Here is a 12,311-nt window from a genome sequence, read left to right on the forward strand (position 1 = left end):
CTATGCGCTGTATGCAACGCATAGAGCAGGGCCGACGTATTCGGCTGCGCCGACGATCGGACATGAACCGGACACGGTACTTGCACTCCTGACAGGGGACCCACGGCAGCCCGTTCACTCAGTGATGCGCGCCGTGGGCTCTCGGGGAGCAGGTACCCGATGCCCAGCATCGCACGCTCGACCTCGCACCGGAAAAGCACGACCGCGGAGCGACCCACTCCTTGGCGCAACTCAACCCGAACGGCCAGCCGGGACACGGCCGGAGCCGCGGACGCCGGGAGACCGCGAGCGCCCGAGGCCGCCAAGGCCGCAGGGCGCGAGAGCGGCAGCGGTCGGTCGGATGGCGGGAGCGGCGTAGACCGTGTTCCGGCTGGGATCAACGGGCTTGTTATATGTGCCAAAAGTGTCCGCGGCCCGGTCGCCGGTGGCGTTGACGGCGAAGAGTGGCGGTGGGCCTGTGATGCGCTCGGGCTGCGGTTCCCGCGCCCGGAGCTGGTCGCCTCGGCGGCATCACTGTTCGAGCAGGCCCCGCCGTGGGCGCACGGGCGTGGGCGCCTTGGCGAGGAACCGGAATCAGGCCGATTCCGGATCACGATTGGACCTGGTGTCGTTCGGCTGTCGTGGACGAATCCGGTCCGCGCGGAAAAGTGCGCCGAGCGGGCAGTTGATCGGCACCGGCTCGACGTGGCGATCGAGAAGGACCGGATCAAATCGGACCCTGATCACGTTGAGCCGCCCCGCCGGGTGATTACCGAATGGTCCCGGAAGTCGCGTGCCGCGATGTGCCGCACCTTCGCCGAGCTCGACTACACACCACTGGTGGAGAGCGGTCGTGTGCCAGCAATGGTGACCCTGACCTACCCGGGCGACTGGGAATCCGTCGCCCCCGACGGTGCGAGCGTGAAACGGCACATGGTGCTGTGGCGCAAACGATTCCAACGCGAATGGGGCGAACCCGCCCGCTACATCTGGAAGCTAGAATTTCAACGCCGCGGTGCGCCGCATATCCACCTATGGATGGCTCCGCCACAAGTATCCGGGCGATCGGGGCGCCGATTCTGGGAGTGGCTGTCACAGGAATGGGCGGACATCGTTGCCCATCCAGATCCCGTGCAGCGGGCTCGCCACCTGCTGGCCGGCACCGCAGTCGACGTCCTCAACGGATTACGAGCCTGTGATCCCAAACGGCTGGCGATCTACTTCACTAAGCACTCGTCGCCAAACACGCAGGGCGACAAGGAATATCAGCACATCGTTCCCGATGCCTGGCGCAAGCCGGGCCACGGACCCGGCCGCTTCTGGGGTGTCCACGGACTACAACGGGCTACCGCTGTCGTGGAAATCGCCCAGGATGCGTACCTGAAAGCGCGCCGGGTCATCCGGCGGTGGTCGCGGTCGCAAGCCGTCTATGGCGACGTCACAGGTCGATTTCCCACCGCAGTACTGCCGCGGACGGCCCAGCGCGTCGCCGTCCGCTTCGACAGCACGACCGGCAAGGTCCGCCACCGAAATGTCCGACGCCGAAGATCGCTGTGCGACCAAGGTGGATTCGCCGGTGGCTACGCCCTTGTTAATGACGGCCCAGCGTTCGCATCTCAGGTTGCCGCGGCGTTGCTGGCCGACGGCGCATAGGCCGACGCCTCACGAGTCTTTCGTAACTTTCGTAACTATGCTACGCTAGGTCGAGCTACGAAGGTGGGATGAAAGGAAGTGAGATCCATGGGCAGCGCTGCCGCGGAGGTCGTCAGCCCGATTCCGGCCGATGCCGAGGAGCTTGCCAATGTTCTCAGCTTCATCGAGGCGCACGAGGCTCGTCACGGGACCTCTCCTGAGCGTGTCTTCTTCCTGTCCGGCGCGGGCGAACACGACCGTGTCGAACTGACCGAGCAGCTTCACGAGATCCTCAAGCGTGTCGTCCACGCCCTCAGCCGTGGCCAGTCGATCAGTATCCTGACTCGCGACCAGGAAATCTCCACCCAGCAGGCCGCCGAGCTCCTCGGCCTGAGCCGCCCGACGGTGATTCGCCTCATCGAGGACGGCGAGTTGCACGCGCATGTGCCCGGCGCGGTCCGGCGCAAGCTCCGGCTTGCCGATGTCCTTGCCTACCGCGAGGAGCTTCGCGCCCGGCGCAACCGGTTCATCACCGAGAGCTCAGCGGAGTTCGCGGATGCCGACGCCGACGAGGTCGCCGAGTTGCTCGCCGAGGCGAAACGCAAGCGTTGACCTACCGACGGGGTCTGAAAGACTCGCCCCTGTGTATCGCGCTGTCCTCGACACCTGCGCCCTCGTGCCGAGTCTTCAGCGTGACTTCCTGCTACAGCTGGCCACCGAGGAGGCGTACGCGCCCGTGTGGGGGTCGGGGATTCTCTTCGAGCTGGACTACGTACTCGCCGGCCTGCACGACAAGCGCGGAATCGCTGACAGCGTCACGCGCCGACTGCACCTTTTCGACCAGCTGAAGCAGGCGTTTCCGGGCTCAGAGGTTCAGGCCCCCAAAGACCGCGAGTACAGCTACGGCCTCAACGACGCCGATGACGGCCACGTCGCCCACGCGGCGATCATCGGCAAGGCCGACGCCATCGTCACCGACGATCAACGCGCAGGGTTCAGGACAGCGAGCGTTCTCGTGGAAGCCGGCATCGAGACCGTGTATCCACATCAGTTCGCCGCCAACACCGTCTCAGCGCACCCGCACGCAGGAGTGCGTGCCTTGCGAGAGATGTCGAATCGTCGTACCAACCCGCCACAGACCGTGGAACAGATCCTCGACCTGCTGGTGACACGGCACAAGATGGCCGAGGTCGCCGAGATCCTGCTGCCGCTGCTGGTGGGAGATGCGCGACCGGGCTAACCAGCGGAGCAGGCCCGGGAACTGGCGTTGAACGCACAGGAGGAAACGGAGCGACGGGAGCTCGGACATTTGCAGCGTGTTGCGCATCATCGGCCGGAGCACTGACGTTCGGGCGACCACTGCTGAGCGACCGGAATCTTGGCCGAGTCCTGTCGGTGTCTCCGGCTAGATTCAAGCTCAGGGTCCACAGCAGAGTGCGGGCCTATGAAGTTCGGAGGTTGCAGATGGACCCCGTCACATTGATCGCTGCAGCGGTCGCGATAGGAGCGTCTGAAGGCGCCCGCGCGACGACCAAGAAGGCAATCGGCGACGCATACACAGCACTACGGAACTGGCTCACGAGCAAGTACGGCTCCGTGGCCGCCGAGGTCAGTTGCCTCGAACAGGAACCGGAGGAAGAACTGCGGCGGGCCCTGCTGGCCAAGAAGCTCGCCGCGGCCGGCGCCAACGATGACTCGGAGCTGCGCCAGCTGGCTCAGACCCTGCTGACCTTGATCGAGGAGCAGGAACCCGGCGTTCCCGCCACCGTGGGCGTGCGTCTCCGCCGCGCCTCAATCGGTGGTGACATCGAAGTCACGGACGTCGCAGTCGAGGGCGGCAGCGGCGTCGACGCCGAGGACATTGTCGCGGACGGCTCGTTGCGAATCAGCGGTGTGTCGGCGCGCAGCCCTCAGGAGCCGCCCCACCCTCCGGTGGCGCGGGAGCAGTAGCAAGCGAGCTTGCTTCCGCGCAAACCTTTACCTCGACCCAGCGAAACGTCAACGTCGGCCGCGACAACATCACCAACGTCACGATCGGGGCAACAACCGCGGCCGGTAACAGCGGCGGCCGGATCCGCGCGGTCACCGTGTCGGCCGAGAGGGTGCCGGTCAAGATGAACCTCTGGAAGGTCACGGTGCATGACGGCACCTCGGGACCCATCACTGATCTCGAGGCTGACGTGTACCTCGTCGACGAAACCGGAGCGCGCTCCGCCGGCAGGTGCGGGCCGGCGAAAGACAGCATCTCTGTCCGCGAACTCGCCCGAGAGATTCTGACCGAGAGCCTGAGCGGCGGACTCGACGCCATCGGGCAACGCGCCCAGGGGATGTACTCGGGACTCCCGCAGGGGATGGGGTTCGGCGGCCAGATCCCACAGCTTGGGCGACTCGGTTCCTACGGTCCCATGATGTCCAACTACCTGGTGGATTCACCGCAGATGTCGGCGCTTCTTCGACATGTGCAGCAGCAGATGATCGATCGGTTTCCGCGTGTAATTCCCGCCGGCCAGTTCGCGGGCGTGCTATACCTCGCCGAGCCCGGCGAGGTACGGGCAGACATCCAGTTCGCAGACGAGGTTGGCGACCTCTGGCGCCGCCGGTTCGAGGAACAACCGGAACCAGTGCTTGTGGACGAGTAGGTCGCTCTGTCGGTAGCCCGCCGTACGCTTTGTCGATGACCCGGCGTAACCCATCCCGCAAGCCGAAGCCGGCGAAGCCGGCCCGGCCGCGGCTGGCGCCCGAGCTATTCTCCGAACTCAACGCGACCTTTTACGAGGACGACCCGAGCGAATACCTGCTGACCAAGATCGAGGCCGTCACCTTGATGCTGGCGCCGGCCGATGCCCTGGCGCCCGCGTACGAGTCGGAGCGGATTATCGGCGTTTCTCGACGCGCCGGTGCGCCGGTCCCATCGAAGGAGGCCCGCGACCGCTACATGCGTACCGAGTGCGTCCTGGTCCTGCACCACGCCTGCGAGATGCTGCTGCGGCTGTTCTTCGCGCACGTCGACAAGCAGGACTGCCCGTGGCTGGGAATGGCGGCGTCGGTCAGCTTCGCCGAGTTCAAGACGAAGGTCAGCACAGCTCTGCGATCCGGGTTCGACCGCGATGACGTGGCCCAGGTGTTCCTCGGGGGCACGAACCCGGCCGACGCGGGCCTCAACGTGGAGGCCGATGAGTTCGAAGACACGACCGCTGCGTGGCAGCTGCTCCTGGAGACCGCTGCCGACACGGTCCTGTCCGAGTCATTTCTGTACAACTCCGCCAAGCATGGTCTCACCGTGGTGCACACCGACGAGAGCACGCAGATGGCGTTCACGCCGCCGGGCGGCGACCCAGTGCTGCTTGTGGCGGGTTCGCAATTCGCGTACCTGCATAGACCTCAGAAACCCGACGTTAAGGGCGGGACCGAGTGGTGGGTGTCGCTGACGCACACCTTGCCAGACCAGGACATCGAGACCGCGTTTCTGATCCAGCAAGCTGTGTCGTCGCTCTGGAACGTTGCCCGGCGGCGCTACACCGGTCAGGCGGGCGAAGTCTCGCTCGTGCCGGCTCAGGCGGTGCGCAACGCCATCGACGGCCCCATAGCAGCGAAGGGAGCCCACGTCCGGACCCTGACGCACGAGTTGGTTAAGAAGGACGTCGACGGCCGATTCAACGGTGTCGACATGCACTTATCGGGACCGGGCCTGCCAGACGAAAGCGAATGGAGCTCTGGAGCCGACGATGATGGCCCCCAGCCACGCCAGATCGCTCTGCCGGTACGGCAGCAGGACAAGCGGATCATCAGCACGTCCACCCGGAAGCTGCTCCCGTTCTCGCCAAACTGGTCGTCGCGGGTGTGACGGCGCTACCTGCCCACGCGGCGGGTGACGACGTTCGTGGTCACCAGCAGCAGGTCCGTGCACCCGAGCCGGCGCGCCTCGTCGAAGTGGGAGGCGAGCACTGACGCCAGCGTGTACACGAGTGCGCGGACGTCCTTGTCAACGTTGGGGAACACCGTCATGAGGTCTGGCATGTGTTCCTGCGCTGGCGCAGGGCGGTGGGAAGGGGCGCGGTTCGTCTTGTTCTCATTCATGTGGCGGACGGTACGTACCTGGGTGCAGAGCGTCGTTCCTAGCGGCAGCACCTGCACGACGCGGAGGCGGGTCCGCGCCATGGTCGGCTGAGGCTAACCCGGGACCGGATCGACCACTCCCGGGTTCAGCCGTTCAGCTACCGGCGCCGTTCCGCCCGCTGGTCCAGTTCCTGCCGACAGCGCGTGCAGTCACCACACCGCTGCGATGGCTCGGCTCCCGGCGGGATGAACTGGGCGTGGTAGCCGGGATGGTCACAGTATCCGCAGATCGCCATGACGTCGCTCTCCTGATTCTTGAGGTACGAGAGACACGGATGTGTCCCTCATACCTTCATGTGCGAACCGCCGCCGAATACAGTGTGTCGGCCATTCCCACTTTCACCCCCCTGCTGCCCGATCGATGGCACATCTCGGGGTCGGCCACGACTGCGATCTGACACGGTCAGCGGCTCACAGCTGGAGATACTGCTGGACCTTTGTCATATCACTATGCAAACATAACATACATGACGAAATCAGCGACCACTCCGGCGCTCCTTCAGGCCATCCGTGCTGCGCTCGATCTCACGCAGGCCGAGTTGGCCGAGCGGCTCGGTGTCTCCTTCGCCACGGTGAACAGGTGGGAAGCCGGTTCCAGCAAGCCACAGAGAGCCCAACTCGCCAAGATCAACGCTCTGGCCGAGGATGCTGGCGTCGATGCCAGCGATGCCCCGCTCGCCGGTGGAGCAGTAGTCACCCGCCGCCGTGGCCGCCAAGCTAAGCCAGCGACTCCGACCACAAAGCCAATGGAGCAGATGCTGTGGGACGCCGCTTGCTCGATCCGAGGCGAGAAGGACGCGCCGAAGTTCAAGGACTACCTGCTGCCGCTGCTATTCCTTAAGCGCCTTTCCGATGTCTTTGACGACGAGATCGACCGACTCGCCGAGGAGTACGGCGACCGTGACGTCGCCCTGGAGATCGCGGACAACGACCACGACCTGCTCCGCTTCTATCTCCCGGCCGAGGCGCGTTGGGCCGTCATCAGCGGACGCGCGCAGTACGACTGGCCTGACGACGAGCGCGGTCGGTCGACACGACCACGCGACATCGGTGAGCACCTCACCAAGGCAGTACGAGCCGTCGTCCGATTCAACCCGAGTCTCGCCGGAGTCATCGACGTCGTGGACTTCGCGGCCGAGCGCAACGGTGAGCGGGATATCAACCCCGCCAAGCTCAATGGCGTCGTCGAGACCTTTTCCGACCCGCGTTATCGCCTGGGCCTCGCCGACGTGCAGCCCGACTTCCTTGGCCGCGCATACGAATATCTCCTCCGGAAGTTCGCAGAAGGCTCGGGCCAGAGTGCGGGCGAGTTCTTTACTCCAACCGAGGTCGGTTTCCTCATGGCGCGCATCCTGAGGCCGACGCCAGGACAGACCTGCCATGACTACGCTTGCGGTTCCGCCGGCCTGCTCATCAAGCTCCAGCTCATCGCACGTGAGCTGGACCCGACCGCGAAGGTTCCGCTCAAGCTGTTTGGCCAAGAGCTCCAGGCCGAGAGTTACGCCGTCGCCCGGATGAACGCCATCATCCACGACATGGACGTCGACCTGCGCCGCGGCGACACCATGATCAATCCCAAGTTCCGCACGTCATCGGGATCGCTCGACCAGTTCGATCTTGTCGTCGCTAATCCGATGTGGAACCAGCCTTTTGACCCGAGCATTTTCGAGGACGACCCGTACGACCGGTTCATCAAGCACGGTGGCGCAACGTCAGGCAAGGGTGACTGGGCCTGGCTCCAGCAGACGCTGTCGGTGCTCAAGGACACCGGCCGCGCGGCGGTCGTCCTCGACACCGGTGCCGTAACTCGTGGCTCGGGCTCGAAGAACGAAGACAAGGAACGCAACATCCGCAAGTGGTTTGTCGACCGCGACCTCGTCGAGGGCGTCATCCTGTTGCCCGAAAACCTCTTCTACAACACGACGGCCGCTGGCGTCATCGTGGTGCTCAACAAGCGCAAGCCCGAGTCTAAGAAGGGCAAGATCACCCTGCTCAATGCGAGCAAGCGGTTCACCAAGGGCAAACCCAAGAACCACCTCGCCGAGGACGACGTCGTTGAGCTCGCGAAGCTCTACAACGCCGGCGATCCTGCCGAGGGGGAGGTTGCGGTCGTCGACCTCGCGCAGATCGCCGAAGCGGATTACAACCTGAGCCCCAGTCGGTGGGTTTCCGCTGTCGGCACCGATGACACAGGCGACCTCGTTGATTTGCTGACTGAGTTCGAGCAGTGCATGAATGCAGAAGCGGATCTTGAGGGGCAACTGCAGAGTGCACTCGCGAGTTTGAGGAAGCTCGCATGACCGAGTCAGCCGCCCTCCTCAGTGATCTCTGCGACTTGGTCAGTCTCCAGGTCGATCCGGCGACGACGCCGGAGTCCCCTTACCTCGGCTTAGAACACCTTGAACCTGGTCGCCTTCGAGCGATCGGCTTCGGGAAAGCGAGTGATGCCAAGAGCCAAAAGGCCGCGTTCGAGCCGGGTGATGTGCTCTACGGAAAGCTACGGCCATACCTCGACAAGGCGGTGCTCGCGGATCGCGCTGGAGTTGCCACTACCGAGTTGTTAGTCCTCCGACCCAAGTTGGGCGTGAGCCCGGAGTACCTCGCATGTGTTGTTCACTCACCCGCTTTCGTTGAGTTCGCTATGCAAGGTGTAACCGGAGCCCAACACCCCCGAACTTCTTGGGCGCACATCAGGACGTTCGAGTTGCCAGCCCACGACCGATCAGAGCAAGCATCCATCGCGAAGCTCCTGTGGAGCTTGTTCGACCTGAGCATGGCAACAGAACAGGGCATCCGTAGTGCTTCCTCTTTGAAGCGGGCTGCAATGCAGCAGTTGTTCTCGCGGGGTCTACGCGGGGAGGCGCAAAGGGAAACAGAGGTTGGTCCGGTACCCGAGAGTTGGGGTGTAGCGGCTATCGACGAACACTTCTCGGTCGTCTCAGGTGGAACACCCTCTCGAAGTAACGCTGCGTACTGGTCGGGGGGCACGATCCCATGGGTCAAGACGACCGAGGTGAACTACTCGGTGATCACCGAGACCGAGGAACACATCACCCAGGCTGGGCTGAATGAATCGGCTGCGAAGCTACTCCGCCCTGGCACGCTCCTGATGGCCATGTACGGGCAAGGCGTCACCCGCGGGAAGGTCGGGATTCTTGGCGTCGAAGCTTCCTGCAATCAGGCGTGCGCTGCGATGACCCCGATGGATGATGAGGTCGCGCCGCGGTACCTCTACCACTACCTAACGTCGCACTATGAAGCGATTCGCTTGCTAGCCCACGGCGGACAGCAGCAGAACCTCAACCTCGACATTGTGCGCAAGATCGGAATCGCGGTGCCGCCAACCATTGACGAGCAGCAGGAAATCGTCGACATACTCGACGCTCTCGACTTAAAGACCGACCTGCATCGTCGCAAGCGTGCGGTTCTTGACCAGCTCTTTAAGTCGTTGCTGCACAAGCTCATGACCGGCGAGATCTCGGTCTACGACCTCGACCTGAGCGCGCTGCCAGCCAGCGACGGGAGTGCAGCATGAGCCAGATCAAGATCTCCGAGGCCAAGTCGGTGCAGTTCCCGATGGTGAAGCACGCCTCAGCCGTCGGCTGGGAACAACTCACACCAGAGGAAGCCGAACGCATGCGTCGCGGTCGGGCCAACATGCTGTTCCCCGAGGTGCTGGAGAACAAGCTGCTGCAGTTCAACCCGTGGCTTACCGAGGACCAGGCCCGCGCGATCGTCGAGAGCATTGAAGCTCTGCCCGCCACGATCGACGGCAACCGAGAGGTGTTGCGTTGGCTCCGAGGCGAACGTCAATGGCACGACGAGAACGAACAGCGCCAGCGCCCGGTTCAGGTTGTCGACTTCGATCTACCCCACGAGAACGCCCTGCACGTCACGTGGGAGTGGAAAATCGAGCCGCCGGCCCGGGCAAAGGGCAACCGCGCTGACGTCATGTTCCTCGTCAACGGCATCCCAGTCACCATCGTCGAGCACAAAAACCCGAAGGACCGCGACGGACTTACCAAAGCCGTGACCCAGCTTCGACGTTACGAGATGGAGACGCCAGAACTCTTGGCTCAGGCGCAGCTCCACAACGAGACCCACCTGATCGACTACTGGTACGGCGTCACGTGGAACATCAACCGCCGCATGCTCTTTAGGTGGAAGCACACGAACGACGAGTCCTACCGCGATGCCGTACAGGCGTTCTTCGAGCCGCGTGATTTCCTGCGCACTTTGCGCGAGTGGGTGCTCTTCTATGTCGAAGACGGTGAAACGAAGAAATCGGTCCTTCGCGAGCACCAGCGAGGTGCAGTCGATGCGGTGGTCGAGCGGTGCGCCGACCAGGCGAAGAACCGGGGGTTGATCTGGCACACACAAGGCTCCGGCAAGACCTTCACGTTGCTAACGGCGGCGCAGTTGATCCTCAGCCAGAAGGACCGCTTCAAGAACGCAACCGTCATCCTCGTCGTTGACCGCACCGAGCTGGAGGGCCAGCTCAAGGAGTGGGTCGACAGACTGCTCGGCGAGATGCAGGCCAACGACATCCCGGTTCGGCGTGCCAACAGCAAGGATGACCTGCAAGACATCTTCGATTCCGACTTCCGTGGCCTGGTCGTCTCGATGATCCACAAGTTCGAGACAATCCGGAAGGACAGCTCCAACCGCGACAACGTCTTTGTCTTTATCGACGAGGCTCACCGGTCAGTCGCTGCTGACCTCGGCTCATACCTCATGGCGGCGGTCCCAAACTCCACCATCATCGGCTTTACGGGCACCCCGGTCGGCGGGACACAAGGCGGTGGCACAAGTTCGTTCCAGATCTTCGGATCACAGGACGAAATGGGCTACCTGCACAAGTACTCGATCATTGAGTCGATCGAGGACGAGACCACTCTGCCGATCAAGTACATGCTTGCGCCGTCGTCCATGTCCATGGCGCCAGAGGATTTAGACGAGCAGTTCTACGCCCTTGCATCCGACGAGGCCGTCACTGACATCGATGAACTCAACAAGGTACTGCAGCGAGCAGTCGGACTGCGCACCTTCCTCGGCTCTGACAGCCGCGTGGCGCAGGTGGCTGAGTTCGTCGCGAACCACTTCAATGAGAACGTAGATCCGCTGGGGTACAAGGCCTTTCTCGTCGCGGTCGACCGTGAGACGTGTGCGAAGTATAAGCGCGCGCTCGACAAGCTGCTACCGCCCGAGTGGTCCGAGGTGGTCTACAGCAAGAATGCGAGCGATGTCGTCGACCGTCCCCACGTACATGAGCTCCAGCTTTCCGATGACCGCGAGAAAGAGGTGCGCCGGCAGTTCAAGAAGGCCCATCAACAGCCCAAGATCCTTATCGTCACTGACAAGTTGCTCACCGGCTACGACGCGCCGATCTTGTACGCGATGTATCTCGATAAGCCGATGCGTGACCACGTCCTCCTCCAGGCGCTCGCACGCGTGAACCGACCGTATGTTGACAGCGAGGGTGTGCAGAAGAAGGTGGGTCTCGTCGTAGACTTCGTTGGCATCTTGAAAGAACTTCACAAGGCGCTGCGGTTCGATTCCGCCGATGTGGAAGGCGCCCTGCAAGACCTCGATGTGCTGATGGCAGATCTGCTGCTGAAGATCGACGCTGCTTCCACCGAGTACCTGCAGGTCACAAGCGGCCAAGGCGATGACGAGCAGTTAGAAGGCATCGTTTACGGCAAGTTCGTATCGGAGGACGAGCGCAAGAAGTTTTTCGACGACTACCGCGACATCGAGGCGTTGTGGGAAATACTCTCGCCCTCAGCGGAGTTGCGCGACCACATCGCGACGTACAAGCGCCTATCTGTTCTATACGCGGCCGTGCGAAACGCCTACTCCGAGGCGACCACCTTCACTGCCGATCTGGAGCACAAGACCAAGCGCCTGATCGAGGAGACGGCAACTCAGGAAGGTCTGGGTAGGTTCACCAAGGTTGCCACGTTCGACGTCCCAACGCTGGAGGCACTGGGTAGGGACGACGGACCACCCGAGGAGAAGGTCTACAACCTGTTGCGTGGCTTACGCAAGGAGATGGAAGACAACCCGGCAGCCGCGGTGGCGCTCCAGAGCATCAAAGAAAAGGCCGACCGTGTCATCGAAAATCTCGAAGAGCGAAAGGTCAACGGCCTTGCCGCACTAGATGAGCTGAAAGCCATCGCGGAGGAGACGGACAGGCTGCGTGAGTTCGCTAAGCAGAGCGGGCTGTCGGATCGCGCCTTCGGCATCTACTCGGCACTGAGTACGCAACATTCGTTGAGTGGGCTGAACATCGACATCCGGAGGATCGCGGTCAGCATCGAGGTGGCGGTGGATCAGTTCCCGCACTGGCGGCAAAACCCAGACGAACGACGCCGCCTGCGTAGTGGGCTATACAAACCCCTGTTGGATAGTCAGGTCCCCGCAAAGTCCTGCACCGAGATCATCGACAACGTCATGAACGTTTTGGAGAAGGTCTGATGGCCAGGCCAAAGATGACGCTGACCGCCGACCAAGCGCTCACCCGCAAGGCCATGGCGTGGGCGACCAAAATTCGAGTAAATCCTTCCCCTCTCTGCCAACCTGGG

The 12,311-nt window shown here is 63.0% G+C and carries 10 protein-coding genes; 9 read left to right on the forward strand and 1 reads right to left on the reverse strand.

What is annotated here, in order from left to right; genetic code table 11:
• Positions 1 to 159 precede the first annotated feature (159 nt).
• From CWS39_RS23265 to CWS39_RS23290, 6 genes are all read left to right on the forward strand, one after another.
• Positions 160 to 1,632: a rolling circle replication-associated protein gene (locus CWS39_RS23265; RefSeq protein WP_085076478.1), complete on the forward strand. Its 1,473-nt coding sequence runs from the start codon at positions 160 to 162 to the stop codon at positions 1,630 to 1,632.
• 87 nt (positions 1,633 to 1,719) lie between these two features.
• Positions 1,720 to 2,223 (forward strand): helix-turn-helix domain-containing protein, encoded by a 504-nt coding sequence (locus CWS39_RS23270; RefSeq protein ID WP_069395831.1) that lies wholly within the window; start codon positions 1,720 to 1,722, stop codon positions 2,221 to 2,223.
• 31 nt (positions 2,224 to 2,254) lie between these two features.
• Positions 2,255 to 2,851, forward strand: a complete 597-nt coding sequence (locus CWS39_RS23275; RefSeq protein ID WP_069395830.1) for a PIN domain-containing protein — start codon at positions 2,255 to 2,257, stop codon at positions 2,849 to 2,851.
• A gap of 224 nt (positions 2,852 to 3,075) precedes the next feature.
• Positions 3,076 to 3,561 (forward strand): hypothetical protein, encoded by a 486-nt coding sequence (locus CWS39_RS23280; protein WP_069395829.1) that lies wholly within the window; start codon positions 3,076 to 3,078, stop codon positions 3,559 to 3,561.
• 164 nt (positions 3,562 to 3,725) lie between these two features.
• Entirely contained in the window at positions 3,726 to 4,250 is a 525-nt protein-coding gene (locus CWS39_RS23285; RefSeq protein WP_233213646.1) for a hypothetical protein, read from the forward strand.
• Positions 4,251 to 4,285: 35 nt separating this feature from the next.
• On the forward strand, positions 4,286 to 5,455 hold the full coding sequence (locus CWS39_RS23290) for a hypothetical protein (protein ID WP_069395828.1): 1,170 nt from the start codon (positions 4,286 to 4,288) through the stop codon (positions 5,453 to 5,455).
• 5 nt (positions 5,456 to 5,460) lie between these two features.
• On the opposite strand, the gene CWS39_RS23295 is transcribed toward CWS39_RS23290, so the two are convergent.
• Positions 5,461 to 5,628 carry a hypothetical protein gene (locus tag CWS39_RS23295; RefSeq protein ID WP_157123578.1) on the reverse strand — a complete coding sequence of 56 codons (168 nt, stop codon included), beginning with the start codon at positions 5,626 to 5,628 and terminating at the stop codon, positions 5,461 to 5,463.
• A gap of 566 nt (positions 5,629 to 6,194) precedes the next feature.
• Here CWS39_RS23295 and CWS39_RS23300 point away from each other — a divergent pair.
• The 3 genes from CWS39_RS23300 to CWS39_RS23310 are packed head-to-tail and all read left to right on the forward strand — an operon-like array spanning position 6,195 to position 12,204.
• Positions 6,195 to 8,027 carry an N-6 DNA methylase gene (locus tag CWS39_RS23300; protein ID WP_102145269.1) on the forward strand — a complete coding sequence of 611 codons (1,833 nt, stop codon included), beginning with the start codon at positions 6,195 to 6,197 and terminating at the stop codon, positions 8,025 to 8,027.
• A complete protein-coding gene (locus CWS39_RS23305; protein WP_102145270.1) occupies positions 8,024 to 9,262 on the forward strand; it encodes a restriction endonuclease subunit S in 1,239 nt (412 codons plus the stop codon). Before CWS39_RS23300 ends, CWS39_RS23305 begins: the two co-directional genes overlap by 4 nt.
• The gene (locus tag CWS39_RS23310) at positions 9,259 to 12,204 is read left to right on the forward strand and encodes a type I restriction endonuclease subunit R (protein WP_102145271.1); all 2,946 of its coding nucleotides are present in this window, start codon (positions 9,259 to 9,261) and stop codon (positions 12,202 to 12,204) included. Before CWS39_RS23305 ends, CWS39_RS23310 begins: the two co-directional genes overlap by 4 nt.
• The last annotated feature ends 107 nt before the right edge of the window (positions 12,205 to 12,311 follow it).

The organism is Mycobacterium hubeiense (assembly GCF_002838065.1).
Taxonomy (GTDB): Bacteria; Actinomycetota; Actinomycetes; order Mycobacteriales; family Mycobacteriaceae; genus Mycobacterium; species Mycobacterium hubeiense.